We start from the raw sequence: 16,477 nt of genomic DNA, 5'->3' as shown, positions 1-16,477 counted from the left end.
ACGTTTGGATCTTCCAGTGGTGCATGAACGCATGAAAAAGCCCCCGGAAGATCTTCTTCCGGGGGCTTTTTTTTGGACCGCATTCAGACAGGTTAAAACAGGTTAACGAGGAACACAGAATGTTAGATAACTCACGTTTACGCATAGCTATTCAAAAATCAGGCCGTTTAAGCGATGATTCACGCGAACTGCTGGCCCGCTGCGGGATTAAAATCAACCTGCACACCCAGCGCCTGATCGCCCTGGCTGAAAATATGCCGATCGACATTCTGCGCGTACGTGATGACGATATTCCGGGCCTGGTGATGGATGGCGTCGTTGACCTCGGCATCATCGGCGAAAACGTACTGGAAGAAGAGTTATTAACCCGCCGCGCGCAGGGCGAAGATCCGCGCTACTTTACCCTGCGTCGTCTGGACTTCGGCGGCTGCCGCCTGTCGCTGGCCACGCCGGTTGATGAAGCCTGGGATGGCCCGGCCGCGCTGAACGGCAAACGTATCGCCACCTCTTACCCTCACCTGCTGAAGCGTTACCTCGATCAAAAAGGCGTGCAGTTTAAATCTTGTCTGCTGAACGGCTCTGTTGAAGTGGCGCCGCGTGCGGGCCTGGCCGATGCCATCTGTGACCTCGTCTCCACCGGCGCCACGCTGGAAGCCAACGGCCTGCGCGAAGTGGAGGTGATCTACCGCTCAAAAGCTTGCCTTATCCAGCGCGACGGCGAGATGGCGGAGGCTAAACAGCAGCTCATCGACAAGCTGCTGACCCGTATTCAGGGCGTGATTCAGGCGCGTGAATCCAAATACATCATGATGCACGCGCCTACCGAGCGCCTGGACGAAGTGATAGCCCTGCTGCCGGGCGCTGAACGCCCAACCATTCTGCCGCTGGCGGGCGACCAGCAGCGCGTGGCGATGCACATGGTGAGCAGCGAAACCCTGTTCTGGGAAACGATGGAAAAGCTGAAAGCGCTGGGCGCGAGTTCTATTCTGGTGCTGCCAATTGAGAAGATGATGGAGTAACGACCATGAGCTTTAACACAATCATCGACTGGAATACCTGTAGCGACGCGCAACAGCGCGAGCTGCTGATGCGCCCGGCAATTTCAGCCTCAGAGAGCATCACCCGCACCGTGGCGGAGATCCTCGATAACGTCAAAGCCCGCGGAGACGACGCGCTGCGCGAGTACAGCGCGAAGTTTGATAAAACTGAGGTCGACGCGTTACAGGTCACCGCGCAGGAGATCGCCGGGGCGGAAAGCCGCCTTGGGGATGAGATCAAACAGGCGATGGCCGTCGCGGTGAAAAATATTGATACCTTCCACACCGCGCAGAAATTGCAGGCGGTGGATGTGGAAACCCTGCCCGGCGTGCGCTGCCAGCAGGTGACGCGCCCGGTGGCGTCCGTTGGCCTCTATATTCCTGGCGGCTCTGCCCCGCTGTTTTCGACCGTCCTGATGCTGGCCACTCCGGCACGTATTGCCGGTTGTCAGAAGGTGGTGCTCTGCTCTCCGCCACCGATCGCCGATGAGATCCTGTATGCGGCGAAGCTGTGCGGCGTGCAGGCGATCTATAAAGTGGGCGGCGCGCAGGCGATTTCCGCCCTGGCGTTCGGGACGGAGTCTGTTCCCAAAGTCGACAAAATCTTTGGCCCGGGTAACGCATACGTTACCGAAGCGAAGCGCCAGGTCAGTCAGCGTCTGGACGGCGCGGCGATTGATATGCCTGCCGGTCCGTCTGAAGTGCTGGTGATTGCCGACAGCGGCGCTACACCGGATTTCGTGGCCTCTGACCTGCTCTCGCAGGCCGAGCACGGCCCTGACTCGCAGGTGATTTTACTGACGCCAGATGCCGACATGGCAAAACGCGTGGGCGAGGCCGTTGAGCGCCAGCTTGCCGACCTGCCGCGTGCGGAAACGGCGCGTCAGGCGCTATCGGCCAGCCGACTGATTGTGGCTCGCGATATCGACCAGTGCATCGCCATCTCCAATCAGTACGGGCCGGAGCACCTGATCATTCAGACCCGCAACGCGCGCGATCTGGTCGACAGCATAACCAGCGCAGGCTCGGTGTTCCTCGGGGACTGGTCACCGGAATCCGCCGGGGATTACGCCTCCGGCACCAACCACGTGCTGCCCACGTATGGCTATACCTCAACCTGCTCCAGCCTGGGGCTGGCGGATTTCCAGAAGCGCATGACCGTGCAGGAACTCTCCCGCGAGGGATTTGCCTCGCTGGCGTCGACCATTGAAACCCTGGCCGCCGCCGAGCGCCTGACTGCCCACAAAAATGCCGTGACGCTGCGCGTTGCCGCCCTGAAGGAGCAAGCATGAACATCGAAGAATTAGCCCGCGAAAATGTCCGTCGTCTGACGCCCTATCAGTCTGCGCGTCGTCTGGGCGGAAACGGCGACGTCTGGCTGAATGCCAACGAATATCCCACGGCGGTGGCCTTTGAGCTCTCGCAGCAGACGCTGAACCGCTACCCGGAGTGTCAGCCGAAAGCGGTGATCGAGAACTATGCGCAGTATGCAGGCGTGAAGCCTGAGCAGGTACTGGTCAGCCGTGGGGCGGATGAAGGGATTGAGCTGCTGATCCGCGCCTTCTGCGAGCCGGGTAAAGACGCGGTGATGTACTGCCAGCCCACCTACGGGATGTACAGCGTCAGCGCCGAAACCTTTGGCGTGGTCTGCCGCAACGTGCAGGCGCTCGACAACTGGCAACTGGATTTGCAGGGCATCGCCGATAACCTCGACGGGGTGAAGGTGGTGTTTGTCTGTAGCCCGAACAACCCGACCGGGCAGATTATCAATCCGCAGGATATCCGTTCCCTGCTGGAAATGACGCGCGGCAAAGCGCTGGTTGTGGCCGACGAAGCCTATATTGAGTTCTGCCCGCAGGCGACACTGGCAGGCTGGCTTGAAGAGTATCCGCATCTCGTCGTGCTGCGTACCCTGTCGAAAGCCTTCGCTCTCGCCGGTCTTCGCTGCGGTTTTACGCTGGCAAATAAAGCGGTTATCGACCTGCTGCTGAAAGTGATCGCCCCGTATCCGCTCTCAACGCCGGTTGCCGATATTGCGGCACAGGCGCTGGCCCCGCAGGGCATCAGCGCGATGCGCGAGCGTGTGGCGCAGATCCTGGAGGAGCGTCAGTATCTAGTCGATGCCCTGAAAACGATTCCGTGCGTGGAGCAGGTGTTCGACTCGGAGACCAACTACATCCTGGTGCGCTTCACCGCCTCAAGCGCGATATTTAAATCGTTGTGGGATCAGGGCATTATCTTACGAGACCAGAATAAACAACCTACCCTGAGCGGCTGCCTGCGTATTACCGTCGGCACCCGCGCGGAGAGCCAGCGCGTGATTGACGCCCTGAAAGCGGAGAAAGTATGAGTCAGAAGTATCTCTTTATCGATCGTGACGGCACCATCATCTCGGAGCCACCCAGCGATTTTCAGGTCGATCGTTTCGACAAGCTGGCGTTTGAACCCGACGTGATCCCGGTGCTGCTGAAGCTTCAGAAAGCAGGCTATAAGCTGGTGATGATCACCAACCAGGACGGTCTGGGCACAGACAGCTTCCCGCAGGTGGACTTTGACGGCCCGCACAACCTGATGATGCAGGTGCTGACCTCGCAGGGCATCGCCTTCGACGAGGTGCTGATCTGCCCGCACATGCCTGCCGACGAGTGCGACTGCCGCAAGCCAAAAGTGAAGCTTGTTGAACGTTATCTGGCGGAAGAGGCGCTGGATAAAGCGAACAGCTATGTGATTGGCGATCGCGTCACGGACATCACGCTGGCCGAAAATATGGGCATTGCAGGCCTGCGCTATAACCGCGACACGCTAAACTGGGCGATGATTAGCGAGCAGCTCACCAGACGCGACCGCTATTCTCACGTAGAACGCAACACCAAAGAGACGCAGATCGACGTGAAGGTCTGGCTCGATCGCGAAGGCGGCAGCAAGATCCACACCGGCGTCGGTTTCTTCGACCACATGCTGGATCAAATCGCCACTCACGGCGGCTTCCGCATGGAGATCGCCGTTAAGGGCGACCTGTATATCGACGATCACCACACCGTGGAAGATACCGGCCTGGCGTTGGGCGAAGCCCTGAAGCTGGCGCTCGGCGACAAGCGCGGCATCAACCGCTTCGGCTTTGTTCTGCCGATGGACGAGTGCCTGGCGCGCTGCGCGATGGATATCTCCGGGCGTCCGCACCTGGAATATAAAGCCGACTTCACCTACCAGCGCGTGGGCGATCTCAGCACCGAGATGGTGGAGCACTTCTTCCGCTCGCTTTCTTACACCATGGGCCTGACGCTGCACCTGAAAACCAAAGGCAAAAACGATCACCACCGCGTCGAGAGCCTGTTCAAAGCCTTTGGCCGTACCCTGCGCCAGGCGATCCGCGTGGAAGGTGACGCCCTTCCCTCGTCGAAAGGAGTGCTGTAATGAACGTGGTGATTCTGGACACCGGATGCGCCAACCTGAACTCCGTACAGTCGGCGATTATGCGCCACGGCTACGAGCCGGTGGTGAGCCGCGATCCGGACGTGGTGCTGCACGCGGATAAACTCTTTCTGCCGGGCGTAGGCACCGCCCAGGCGGCGATGGATCAGATCCACGAGCGCGAGCTGGTTGATCTCATCAAAGCCTGTACTCAACCGGTGCTGGGCATTTGCCTCGGCATGCAGCTGCTTGGCCGCCGCAGCGAAGAGAGCAACGGCGTCGATCTGCTGGGCATTATAGAAGAAGACGTGCCGAAAATGACCGACCACGGCCTGCCGCTGCCGCACATGGGCTGGAACCGCGTTTATCCGAAGGCGGGCAACAGGCTGTTCCAGGGAATCGAAGACGGCGCGTACTTCTACTTCGTCCACAGCTACGCCATGCCCGTGAACACCTACACCATCGCCCAGTGCAATTACGGCGAGGCGTTCACCGCTGCAGTGCAGAAAGATAACTTTTACGGCGTGCAGTTTCACCCGGAACGCTCCGGCGCCGCCGGCGCGCAGCTGCTGAAAAATTTCCTGGAGATGTGATGATAATTCCCGCTTTAGATTTAATTGACGGCACGGTTGTTCGTCTCCACCAGGGCGATTACGGACAGCAGCGCGACTACGGCAACGATCCGCTGCCGCGATTACAGGCTTACGCCGACGAGGGCGCTGAGGTGTTGCACCTGGTCGATCTGACCGGCGCGAAAGATCCGGCCAAACGCCAGATCCCACTGCTTAAAACACTGGTGGCTGGCATGGACGTCCCGGTGCAGGTGGGCGGCGGCGTGCGTACGGAAGCCGATGTTGCCGCCTTACTGGACGCGGGCGTGACGCGCGTGGTAGTCGGTTCGACCGCTGTGAAAGATCCTGAGACGGTCAAGGGCTGGTTCCGCCGCTTCGGCGCGGATGCGCTGGTGCTGGCGCTGGATGTGCGCATTGACGAACAGGGTAACAAGCAGGTCGCGGTCAGCGGCTGGCAGGAAAACTCCGGCGTGACGCTGGAAGAGCTGGTTGAGATGTATCTCCCCGTGGGGCTAAAGCATGTGCTGTGCACGGATATTTCACGCGATGGTACGCTCGCAGGCTCTAACGTCTCGCTGTATGAAGAGGTTTGCGCGCGTTATCCGCAGGTGGCGTTCCAGTCCTCTGGCGGTATCGGCGACCTGGCGGATATCGCCGCTCTGCGCGGAACCGGTGTACGCGGCGTGATCGTGGGTCGCGCGCTGCTGGAAGGCAAATTTACGGTGAAGGAGGCGATTCAATGCTGGCAAAACGGATAATTCCCTGCCTGGACGTGCGTGATGGTCAGGTTGTAAAAGGCGTGCAGTTCCGCAACCACGAGATCATTGGCGACATCGTTCCGCTGGCAAAACGCTATGCCGAAGAAGGCGCAGACGAACTGGTATTTTACGATATCACCGCCTCCAGCGATGGCCGTGTGGTGGACAAAAGCTGGGTGGCGCGCGTGGCAGAGGTGATTGATATACCCTTCTGCGTGGCGGGCGGGATTAAATCTGCTGACGATGCGGCGAAGATTCTCTCTTTCGGAGCGGATAAAATTTCGATTAACTCCCCTGCCCTGGCAGAGCCGGAGCTGATTACGCGTCTGGCGGAGCGCTTTGGCGTGCAGTGCATTGTCGTCGGGATCGATACCTGGTTTGATGCCGCAACGGGCAAATATCACGTTAACCAGTACACCGGCGATGAAAGCCGCACGCGCGTCACCCAATGGGAGACGCTGGACTGGGTGCAGGAAGTGCAAAAACGCGGTGCGGGTGAAATCGTTCTGAACATGATGAACCAGGACGGCGTTCGTAACGGTTACGACCTCGAGCAGCTGAAAAAAGTGCGCTCGGTGTGCCAGGTTCCGCTGATTGCCTCCGGCGGCGCGGGCACCATTGAACACTTTCTTGAAGCCTTCCGCGATGCGAACGTGGACGGCGCGCTGGCCGCTTCCGTGTTCCACAAACAGATTATCAATATTGGTGAGTTAAAAACGTACCTGGCCGACCAGGGCGTGGAGATCAGGGTATGTTAACAGAGCAACAACAGGCGCAGCTGGACTGGGAAAAAACTGACGGATTACTGCCGGTGGTTGTACAGCATGCCGTTTCAGGCGAAGTGCTTATGCTGGGATACATGAACCAGGAGGCACTGGCAAAAACACTCGACAGCGGCAAGGTGACGTTTTTCTCGCGCACCAAGCAGCGCCTGTGGACGAAAGGGGAAACCTCGGGTCACTTCCTGAATGTGGTCAGCATTACGCCAGATTGCGACAACGACACCCTGCTGGTGCTGGTCAACCCGATTGGGCCGACCTGCCACAAAGGCACCAGCAGCTGCTTCGGCGAGGCGAGCCACCAGTGGCTGTTCCTCTATCAGCTGGAACAGCTGCTGGCAGAGCGTAAATCAGCGGATCCCGAGAGCTCATACACGGCGAAGCTGTACGCCAGCGGCACCAAACGTATTGCGCAGAAAGTGGGTGAGGAAGGCGTTGAAACGGCGCTGGCGGCCACCGTGCATGATCGGGAGGAGCTGACGAACGAAGCGTCGGATTTGATGTATCACCTGCTGGTTCTGCTTCAGGATCAGGAGCTGGATTTAACGACGGTGATTGAGAATTTGCGGAAACGGCATAAATAAAAAAAGACCGGGGAAACCCTAATGCTGGTCACTTAAGGTGACCAGCATTGTTTTTAAAGGGATATTTTGATTTTTCTGCCTGATTTCCCTTTCATATTCCCGCTCCCTCCTCAGTGGCAGTTTCAGCATTGCCGCATTACTGTAGAAGTGCTTCAGATGCCCCGGTACTGCGCCCGGTGATGACCATGGCAGCCCGATTAACAACCGCATTATCTCTGCCAGTGAGCCGCTGAAGCTCAGCTGATACGGCAGATAGTCACCTTTCAGGCTGAACGCCATTTTTACCATCTGATACCGCACCAGATTGTAGGTCAGCAGTATTCCCCACAACTCCTGCCTTACCATCTCCGGTAACTTACTTCTCAGTGTCCAGCGGTTGCCGCACAGATACTGTTTTGCTTCACGGTACCCCAGCTCTATTTCCCACCGGTGTTTATACAGTTCCGCTATGTCTGCCGCCGGGTAACGCATGGCATCTGTCATTGACGTGACAACCTGTCGCTCCACGCCGTTTACCTTACGGCTCACCAGCCGGACTGTGAGCGTATCCGGCAGTCCTTCCCACTGCTTTCTGGCCTGCGGGGAAGTCTTCAGGGTTATCAGCGCATCCTGTTTACCCAGCCTGCGAACCACTTCATACTGCGTGCCTTTTTTCAGCGGCAGCAGCCAGTGACGGTTTTCTCCGGCCCGGTGCCAGTTATCCAGCAGACCGGCTGACCAGAACCCCCGGTCGAACAGCGTCACGCTGTTATCCGGTACCTGTTCAGTCAGCCCTGCTGCCAGGCGCATTTCATTAACGTCATACCGGCCCATTACACTGGCACGCAGCAGATGGCTGCTCAGTTCCATCAGACACACCATACGAACCTGCGGGAAGCCCTTTTCGCCATGCTGGTTTTCCGCTTTTGCGAAGGCAGCAGCGTTTTCCGGTGTGTCCGGCGTTCGCCAGACCACACCATCAACGGCATTCAGCGTCAGTCCATGCCAGAGCGGATGCCGGGCTTCCTTGTGCCAGTGCTGTTGCGTAAGGTTAAACAACTCCCGGATAGCATCCTCGCCCAGTGTTTTACGGCGGGCGATAACGGAGCTGGGGGCAGTAAATGACCTTCCGGTGCGGTCAACGATATCCATCAGGTTGACGATATGAGAGAGAGGTTTGTTGTTGAAAATCGCCATGCCGATAACCAGCCAGACCATGGATTCGAGCGGGAGTTTACGTTTACGCAGAGTCACTGTATCAGTCAGGGAAAAAGCCTGCTGAATGAGGTCGTGGGGAAGAAGGTCGGCAAGGCTCTGGACCTCTTCGGGGGCGGTAAGATTAATAATGCCGAGGGCCTGGGACAGTTCCATTTAAAAAGGGCTCCATGATGAACACAGAACCCTTTTTACACCAGCCGCTGGATCGGTCAACCGATCCTTAAACGATCGGCATTAGGGGAGACCCGGTCTTTTTTTGTGTGTAAATCAGGCTCGTGGCTTGTAGTTTCTCAGCGCGTTACGGCCGAGGACGACACCAGAACCGATAATTCCGCCGAGCAGTACGGCAAGGATAAGGGTAATAGCACTTTTCGGGCTGTCGCGTCGGATAGGCAGGTTCGGCTTCATGACGTAACGATAGACGTGAATAGTGTCTGGGTTAACGTTGAGGTTCTGAATATCCAGTAAATTTTGTTTGGTTTGGTAGTAAGCGCCTGAGAAGACCAGCGGGCGAGACGCTTCGTTATCAACCATTGATTTGAGCGCTACGGTACCCAACAGGAACATGGTTTCCTGAGTAACATCCTGAGTCTGTTGAAGCTGCGGAGTGGTGATCTTAGCGGCTTCTGCGTTCTTCAGCGCCTCAGTAATCTGCTTGATGCGTAGATCTTTCTGCTCCTGAGCAACTTTCTCCTGATTCTGGAGGGAGTCGTTCAGGGTTGTGATCTGCTGCTTGAGGTTATCTCTGAGATCAAGCGTCAGTTCTTTTGCCGTCTGCTCGTCAACCTGCTGAATGTACTGAGCTAATTGCTTTTGAGCTGCTTCAGCGGATTCGCCCTGATAGCTTACGGTTAAAGGCAAACTTTGTCCTTTAACCGTAGGCTCAATAGTCAGTTTTTCCGGATCTTCCTGATTCTCCAGCGCCTGAGCTAATGCCGAGAAGGAGGAATTGAAACGTCCAATAGCACGATTCTGAATGTCTAACATGGAGGGAGCTGCCCCGCCATAGAGGATATTCAATGCATTGGAATAGGTGGCGATTTGTGCCGCATCAGGCTGGGCTATGATGGCTGATGACGTCCATTTCTCTTTGGCTACAGTGATGTAAACGCCAGCAAGAACGATAAAAGCAGCAATAAAAGCCCCTATTACCCACTTACCACGCCACAGCTGTAGCATTACATCAAGTAAATCAATTTGCTCCGGGTCATTGCTGCGATTGACCAGGCTATCGTTGTTCTGCGTCATACAATCCCTAACAGATGAAAAAGGGCAAAAATAATCTTGTTTCCATAGTGTATCTCTTGTTGTAGAAAATTCTATAAGAATACGATGAGTTATATCGGAAAGATGGGTTATGTATGTGAAGAGCAACGCGCTATCATAGTCGGAATCTGATGTCCTGGGACATCAACAAGAACACTGTGAATGAGGGAAGCTATGAAATTTCTGGTAACGGGCGCGGCGGGCTTTATCGGTTCTCATGTCAGCAAGCGCCTGCTTGATGCAGGGCATGAAGTTGTTGGGATTGATAATCTGAATGATTACTATGACCCTAACCTCAAGCTCGCTCGCCTCGAACTGCTCAAATCCGGGAGTTTCACCTTCCACAAGCTGGACTTAGCGGACCGCGAGAGCATGGCTGCGCTCTTCGCCAATGAAAAATTTGACCGCGTGATCCATCTTGCCGCACAGGCGGGCGTGCGTTACTCGCTGGAAAAGCCGCATGCCTACGCAGATGCTAACCTGGTAGGTCACCTTAACGTGCTGGAAGGCTGTCGCCACAACAAGGTTCAGCATCTCCTTTATGCGTCATCCAGCTCTGTCTACGGCCTCAACCGTAAGATGCCGTTTTCTACTGACGACTCCGTGGACCACCCGGTATCCCTGTATGCGGCAACCAAAAAAGCCAATGAGCTGATGTCGCATACCTATTCGCATCTGTATAACCTGCCGACCACTGGCCTGCGCTTTTTTACCGTCTATGGCCCGTGGGGCCGACCGGACATGGCGCTGTTCAAATTCACCAAGGCCATGATTGAAGGCAACAGCATCGACGTATACAACTACGGCAAGATGAAGCGCGACTTCACCTATATCGATGATATTGCGGAGGCGATTATTCGCCTACAGGACGTTATTCCTCAGGCCGATGCCGACTGGACGGTCGAAACCGGTTCGCCAGCAACCAGCTCTGCCCCGTATCGCGTGTATAACATCGGTAACAGTTCACCTGTCGAACTGATGGATTACATCACCGCGCTTGAAGAGGCGCTGGGCAAAGAAGCGGTAAAAAATATGATGCCGATCCAGCCGGGGGACGTGCTGGAGACCAGTGCGGACACCAAAGCGCTGTATGACGTTATTGGGTTTAAACCACAAACCTCAGTCAAAGAAGGCGTGAAAAACTTCGTCGACTGGTACCGCAACTTCTATAACGTTTAAAAACAAAAAACCCGGCATAGTGCCGGGTTTTTTATCACGAGTTTAATCAGTCACTGCCGAACAAATCGCGGGTATAAACTTTATCTTTCACGTCCGCCAGCTCTTCCGCCATACGGTTGGAGATAATCACGTCCGCTTCTTTCTTAAACGCATCCAGATCGCGGATCACACGTGAATGGAAGAACTCGTCTTCCTGCATGGCCGGTTCATAAATAATGACCTGCACGCCCTTCGCCTTAATACGCTTCATGATCCCCTGAATGGAAGAAGCGCGGAAGTTATCGGAACCGCTCTTCATGATCAGGCGATACACGCCCACCACTTTCGGCTGACGCGCGAGAATAGAATCTGAGATGAAGTCTTTACGCGTGCGGTTGGCATCCACAATAGCGGAAATCAGGTTGTTCGGCACTGCCTGATAGTTTGCCAGCAGCTGCTTGGTATCTTTTGGCAGACAGTAGCCGCCGTAACCGAATGACGGGTTGTTGTAATGGTTACCGATACGCGGGTCGAGACATACGCCCTCGATGATCTGACGGGTATTCAGACCTAAACTCTCGGCATAGCTGTCCAGCTCGTTGAAGTAAGCCACGCGCATGGCCAGATAGGTGTTAGCGAAAAGCTTAATCGCTTCTGCCTCGGTGGAATCGGTGAACAGCACCGGAATATCTTTTTTGATTGCGCCTTCCTGAAGCAGTGCAGCAAAACGCTCCGCACGCTCGGAACGCTCGCCAATCACGATACGGGATGGGTGCAGGTTATCGTAAAGCGCCCTTCCTTCACGCAGGAACTCTGGCGAGAAGAAGATATTATCAATACCAAATTTTTCTTTGATGGATTTGGTAAAACCAACCGGGATCGTCGACTTGATAACCATTACTGCATCAGGGTTAATGCCGATAACATCTTTGATAACCGCTTCGACGGTTGAGGTGTTGAAATAGTTGGTTTTTGGATCGTAGTCAGTAGGCGTGGCAATAATGACGTAATCCGCATCGCGGTATGCATCTTCTTTATCCGTCGTGGCGCGGAAATTCAGCGTTTTGTTGCTGAGATAATCCTGGATTTCTTTGTCGACGATCGGCGATTTCTTCTCATTGAGCATATCCACTTTGGCCTGCACGATATCAAGTGCAACCACTTCATGGTTCTGAGCAATCAAAATGCCGTTTGAAAGACCGACATACCCTGTTCCGGAAATTGTTATTTTCATTCGCTAATGACTTCTTTTAGTTAACTGTACTGATGGCCGCCAGACCATCGCGATAAACATAACTGTTGGGCTTTGTACCTCCTGGCAAACAACACTGTCAAGGCAAACCAGGAGTAATCATTACGAGCGGGACGAGATTCAGACTACTTCGATTATTGCGCGGCATTTTTTGCATAAAAAAACCCGGAGACGAGCTCCGGGTTGATGTTATTGCAGAGAGTTAACTCATTCCATCCATTCGGTATGGAAGACACCCTCTTTATCCGTACGCTTGTAGGTATGCGCACCGAAGTAGTCACGCTGCGCCTGAATCAGGTTGGCAGGCAGCACGGCAGCACGATAGCTGTCGTAGTATGCCACCGCAGCGGAGAAGGTTGGAACCGAAATACCGTTCTGTACTGCGTAAGCAACCACGTCACGCAGCGCCTGCTGGTACTCGTCCGCAATCTTTTTGAAGTACGGTGCCAGCAGAAGGTTGGCGATACCGGCGTTTTCAGCATAGGCATCGGTGATTTTCTGCAGGAACTGTGCACGAATGATGCAACCCGCGCGGAAGATCTTCGCGATTTCACCGTAGTTAAGATCCCAGTTATTCTCGTCTGACGCCGCACGCAGCTGAGAGAAGCCCTGTGCGTAAGAAACGATTTTACCCAGGTACAGTGCACGACGCACTTTCTCAACGAACTCAGCTTTGTCGCCGGCTGGTTTAGCCTGTGGACCAGACAGCACTTTAGATGCCGCGACGCGTTGCTCTTTCAGAGAAGAGATGTAACGCGCAAAGACGGATTCGGTGATCAGAGACAGCGGTTCGCCCAGATCCAGAGAGCTCTGGCTGGTCCATTTACCGGTACCTTTGTTCGCTGCTTCATCCAGAATCACATCAACCAGGTATTTACCCTCTTCATCTTTTTTCGTGAAGATATCTTTGGTGATGTCGATCAGGTAGCTGTTCAGCTCGCCTTTGTTCCACTCGGTAAAGGCTTCAGCCAACTCTTCATTGGTGAGGTTCAGGCCGCCTTTCAGCAGGGAATAAGCTTCAGCAATCAGCTGCATGTCGCCGTATTCGATGCCGTTGTGCACCATTTTCACGTAGTGACCTGCACCGTCCGCACCGATATAGGTTACGCAAGGCTCACCATCTTCAGCCACGGCTGCGATTTTGGTCAGGATTGGCGCAACCAGTTCGTATGCATCTTTCTGGCCGCCAGGCATGATGGATGGGCCTTTCAGCGCGCCCTCTTCACCACCGGAAACACCGGTACCGATGAAGTTGAAGCCTTCAGCAGACAGCTCACGGTTACGACGAATGGTGTCCTGGAAGAAGGTGTTACCGCCATCAATGATGATGTCGCCTTTTTCGAGGTAAGGCTTCAGGGAGTCGATAGCTGCATCGGTACCCGCCCCTGCTTTCACCATTAACAGGATACGACGAGGCGTTTCCAGAGACTCAACGAACTCTTTCACCGTATAGAAAGGAACCAGCTTCTTGCCTGGGTTCTCGGCAATGACTTCTTCGGTTTTATCACGGGAGCGGTTGAAAACGGAGACGGTATAACCACGGCTTTCGATGTTGAGCGCCAGGTTGCGCCCCATCACTGCCATACCGACAACGCCGATCTGTTGCTTGGACATTACATACTCCTGTCAGGTAACATTATTATTGAGCAAGCACAATTTATAAATACTATCTTATGTTTGTGAGAAGAGAAAGCATTTGAGATATTATTTTTATAATAAAGCACAAATTGGAAATTACGAAATAAAAAATTTGGTCTCCAGGAGGGGGAAATGAACCACAAAAAAAACAGCCATATATTAAATAGAATAGAGCATATAGCAATGGATTATATTTCGTTTTGTTAAATATACTCACTTAAAGTATTGTGAACATTCAGCAATTCAAATTTTTCTCTTAGTTAACAGCCCAATACTTACAGCTAATAATATCATGCTTGTTAACTCTACTGAAGCTATTGTAAAAATAGCACCAATCGTACCATATTGATGAACTAGTATATACATTAGTGGAATAGCTATGCACATACAGATTATTGCGATATATAAGCCAAAACGATATAGTCCCTGAGATTGAATGATTGATGTTAGTGCACCATTCATACACTTGATTCCGGCAATTAATAGAAACCCGAGTATCATTATGTTATTACTTTCATTATCCAATATTAAGTACCGACCAAAGAAAAATAGAACAGTAAAGTAACACACTGAACTTAAGATTATATACCCAAGGATCATGTAGATAAACGGATAAACCTTATTTATGTTCCTATGGCTTCTTAAATCCAAACGACTAAATTTTGCATAAGCCACAGTAGAAAATAATGATGACACCATTACTAGTGGATCAACCAGACGAAAAATTTGTCCATACGCAGCTAAACCCTCAGGAACTATATTTTTTATATATATATTATCCAGTCTACTGTAAATAATTACCACCATAGCATTAAGGCCTATACTGACAGTATGCTGATACAACAAGAATACATCTTTAGGAGAAATCTTCCCTGCAGCAAGAATCTTTTTCCAACCAACTTTTCTAAATAAATTAATTGTAACTACCGAAACAAATAAACTCTCTGCAAGCAAATAATTCCAGGCAGTAAAAGGCATTCTTAAAATAAACTGAACACCATAAATTACAAAAGTTAAAAACAGGGCTAACGCTATGGAAGGAGATAAAGCTTTATTCAAATTTTGTGATTGAAAAAAGCTATTAGATAAATTAAAGAGAAGTGCAAAAAATAATGACAGTGAAATCGGAATATAAATATCTCTGTTATATCCTAATGCATAACAAATTACAAAAAACAATATTGATACTACTACCCCGACGAATATTTTTTGATAGAACACCCTCTTCAACAATCGAATGGGATTTTCAACATCAGAGTACTTCTTGATTACAAATATATCCACACCAAAATCAGATACAACTCTTAATATTTCTAGCGTACCAATTAAAAATATAAATACGCCTCCTGATTCTATGCCAAGTTCTCGAGTAATTAAAACAATAGCGAGTGTTTTTGCCCCAAAATAACTTACCTTATTAAAGAGTGCATAGATACCATCACTAAGAATATCTTTTAGCATTTCAATTTCTACTTTTTTGTTGAGTCAATAGATTTGCAATTATTATTATTGGAAACGATTTTAAAACATAAGCAAATGGCAAAATTAATTCTCCACGAACAGAATAGAAGAAACCAGTCATCATAGCTAGGGCAAAAAAGTTAAAAATAACATAATTACTATTCAAACCTTTTTGAATTATCGAGATCATAATTAACAGATAGGCAAGATAAATAAATAAATTGAAATGCAAACTTATTATACTTGCTTCAAGAAGACCAGAAGATGACAACGCTATCCCATTAGACACGCTGCCAAGCACTATTGTTGAATATTCATGAGCAATTTGTGCATCGCTTATGAAGCCAAAACCACTGAGCGGCAACACTTGCGATAATATCGTAAGGGGGTTTAGTAACGCCCAACCATTTTCATCGGGCAAAGAGTATAAATCTTGTAAACCTGCAAGCGTAGACGACAGAGAGTCAAGTACAACGCCAAGATAATTAATAAAATTGATTTCATATCCTTCACGAAGATATGAAATCATTGAAAAACCGACGAAGCCAATTAATAAATAGTGTACTTTGGATATTCTAGCGAATATTGCTATTATTTTCTTTCTATTTGAATATAACGAGAGAATAATAATACATATAAAAGCAAAAAAGAATTTATTTCTTATCCCAATAACAAGGTCAGATGCGAGCAAAATAAATGCTAGCATCTTATATTTTTTCGATGATTTATAATAAAAGACTGCCAAAGCCATTATAGAAGAAAAGCCACTAATAGCACGGATAGCAAAAGGAATACTTGAAAGTAATTCTTCACTATCAGTATAAATAGCTAAATGCCCTAAGCCTGATGATAAAATAAATTTCAGATAAAAAACAATTTTAATTAACTGGCAAACACCAACAATGGAAAATATAATTTTAAATAGATTATTTATACTTTTTGCTTGTTGCCTATGAACATTTTTGATAGCTGTAAGATAGAGTATGATATTTATTAACATACCCCATATACAAGTCAATTCAAAGCCATCAGAAGCTTTTTTAAAGAAATACAAATAAAAAGAAGGAATACCTATAATTAAAGAAAATACAAAAGCAAACATTAATTGCAACGAGATAAACTTCACTCTATGCATATAGAAGTAAATCATCTCACCAAACAATATAATGGCACAAAAAGCCGCAAAAATATCCTCTACAGTTCCATAAAGTGTAGCACTTGCCGATTCCGTTATAAAAATCAATAATAAAGAAGAAGTAAGCAGGAAATATATAAACGCTAAATGCGCACTTATTTTGAAGTGATTATTTTTTAAACTCTTCTCATTCATAGGAATTGTATACTTCCCAACATACAAGATTATT

Annotated in this window: 15 protein-coding genes and 1 other annotated feature (1 of these 16 cut by a window edge); of the genes, 9 read left to right on the top strand and 6 right to left on the bottom strand. The window is 50.9% G+C overall.

Annotation, left to right across the window (positions count from 1 at the left end; genetic code table 11):
- Positions 1-74 (top strand) — a sequence feature (His leader region); it begins 50 nt to the left of the window's first position.
- 45 nt (positions 75-119) lie between these two features.
- From hisG to hisIE, 8 genes are read left to right on the top strand one after another with little or no spacing between them, the layout of a single operon-like run.
- Positions 120-1,019 carry an ATP phosphoribosyltransferase gene (hisG, locus tag ACOT1A_RS00265; RefSeq protein WP_032623983.1) on the top strand — a complete coding sequence of 300 codons (900 nt, stop codon included), beginning with the start codon at positions 120-122 and terminating at the stop codon, positions 1,017-1,019.
- Positions 1,020-1,024: 5 nt separating this feature from the next.
- The gene (gene hisD / locus ACOT1A_RS00260) at positions 1,025-2,329 is read left to right on the top strand and encodes a histidinol dehydrogenase (RefSeq protein WP_023300525.1); all 1,305 of its coding nucleotides are present in this window, start codon (positions 1,025-1,027) and stop codon (positions 2,327-2,329) included.
- Complete coding sequence (gene hisC / locus ACOT1A_RS00255) at positions 2,326-3,387, top strand: histidinol-phosphate transaminase (RefSeq protein WP_228338556.1); 1,062 nt, start codon at positions 2,326-2,328, stop codon at positions 3,385-3,387. The genes hisD and hisC overlap by 4 nt, the downstream gene beginning before the upstream one ends.
- Positions 3,384-4,451: a bifunctional histidinol-phosphatase/imidazoleglycerol-phosphate dehydratase HisB gene (gene hisB, locus ACOT1A_RS00250; RefSeq protein ID WP_058646954.1), complete on the top strand. Its 1,068-nt coding sequence runs from the start codon at positions 3,384-3,386 to the stop codon at positions 4,449-4,451. The genes hisC and hisB overlap by 4 nt, the downstream gene beginning before the upstream one ends.
- Positions 4,451-5,041: an imidazole glycerol phosphate synthase subunit HisH gene (hisH, locus tag ACOT1A_RS00245; RefSeq protein WP_276169846.1), complete on the top strand. Its 591-nt coding sequence runs from the start codon at positions 4,451-4,453 to the stop codon at positions 5,039-5,041. Before hisB ends, hisH begins: the two co-directional genes overlap by 1 nt.
- Complete coding sequence (gene hisA, locus ACOT1A_RS00240) at positions 5,041-5,778, top strand: 1-(5-phosphoribosyl)-5-[(5-phosphoribosylamino)methylideneamino]imidazole-4-carboxamide isomerase (RefSeq protein WP_276169847.1); 738 nt, start codon at positions 5,041-5,043, stop codon at positions 5,776-5,778. Before hisH ends, hisA begins: the two co-directional genes overlap by 1 nt.
- Complete coding sequence (gene hisF / locus ACOT1A_RS00235) at positions 5,760-6,536, top strand: imidazole glycerol phosphate synthase subunit HisF (RefSeq protein ID WP_276169848.1); 777 nt, start codon at positions 5,760-5,762, stop codon at positions 6,534-6,536. Before hisA ends, hisF begins: the two co-directional genes overlap by 19 nt.
- Positions 6,530-7,141, top strand: coding sequence for a bifunctional phosphoribosyl-AMP cyclohydrolase/phosphoribosyl-ATP diphosphatase HisIE (gene hisIE, locus ACOT1A_RS00230; protein WP_023306558.1), 612 nt, complete (start codon positions 6,530-6,532; stop codon positions 7,139-7,141). Before hisF ends, hisIE begins: the two co-directional genes overlap by 7 nt.
- A gap of 18 nt (positions 7,142-7,159) precedes the next feature.
- On the opposite strand, the gene ACOT1A_RS00225 is transcribed toward hisIE, so the two are convergent.
- The gene (locus ACOT1A_RS00225; RefSeq protein ID WP_023306559.1) at positions 7,160-8,491 is read right to left on the bottom strand and encodes an IS4 family transposase; all 1,332 of its coding nucleotides are present in this window, start codon (positions 8,489-8,491) and stop codon (positions 7,160-7,162) included.
- 114 nt (positions 8,492-8,605) lie between these two features.
- Complete coding sequence (wzzB, locus tag ACOT1A_RS00220) at positions 8,606-9,586, bottom strand: LPS O-antigen chain length determinant protein WzzB (protein ID WP_022648610.1); 981 nt, start codon at positions 9,584-9,586, stop codon at positions 8,606-8,608.
- A gap of 192 nt (positions 9,587-9,778) precedes the next feature.
- Between wzzB and ACOT1A_RS00215 the strand changes: the two genes are divergently transcribed.
- A complete protein-coding gene (locus ACOT1A_RS00215) occupies positions 9,779-10,783 on the top strand; it encodes an NAD-dependent epimerase (protein ID WP_022648611.1) in 1,005 nt (334 codons plus the stop codon).
- A gap of 46 nt (positions 10,784-10,829) precedes the next feature.
- Here ACOT1A_RS00215 and ugd read toward each other — a convergent pair whose 3' ends face one another.
- The 4 genes from ugd to ACOT1A_RS00195 all read right to left on the bottom strand — a co-directional run bounded on the left by ugd (position 10,830) and on the right by ACOT1A_RS00195 (position 16,443).
- The gene (gene ugd / locus ACOT1A_RS00210; protein WP_022648612.1) at positions 10,830-11,996 is read right to left on the bottom strand and encodes a UDP-glucose 6-dehydrogenase; all 1,167 of its coding nucleotides are present in this window, start codon (positions 11,994-11,996) and stop codon (positions 10,830-10,832) included.
- 225 nt (positions 11,997-12,221) lie between these two features.
- The gene (gene gndA / locus ACOT1A_RS00205; RefSeq protein WP_368958406.1) at positions 12,222-13,628 is read right to left on the bottom strand and encodes an NADP-dependent phosphogluconate dehydrogenase; all 1,407 of its coding nucleotides are present in this window, start codon (positions 13,626-13,628) and stop codon (positions 12,222-12,224) included.
- A 267-nt stretch (positions 13,629-13,895) separates the two neighbouring features.
- Positions 13,896-15,113 carry an O17/O44/O106 family O-antigen flippase gene (locus ACOT1A_RS00200; RefSeq protein WP_232934140.1) on the bottom strand — a complete coding sequence of 406 codons (1,218 nt, stop codon included), beginning with the start codon at positions 15,111-15,113 and terminating at the stop codon, positions 13,896-13,898.
- A 1-nt stretch (position 15,114) separates the two neighbouring features.
- Positions 15,115-16,443: an oligosaccharide repeat unit polymerase gene (locus tag ACOT1A_RS00195; RefSeq protein ID WP_232934142.1), complete on the bottom strand. Its 1,329-nt coding sequence runs from the start codon at positions 16,441-16,443 to the stop codon at positions 15,115-15,117.
- Positions 16,444-16,477: the final 34 nt, after the last annotated feature.

It is taken from the genome of Enterobacter cloacae complex sp. SYL003 (genome assembly GCF_049236925.1).
GTDB classification, from domain to species: domain Bacteria; phylum Pseudomonadota; class Gammaproteobacteria; order Enterobacterales; family Enterobacteriaceae; genus Enterobacter; species Enterobacter intestinihominis.
This window is presented reverse-complemented; position numbering and strand designations above follow the sequence as displayed.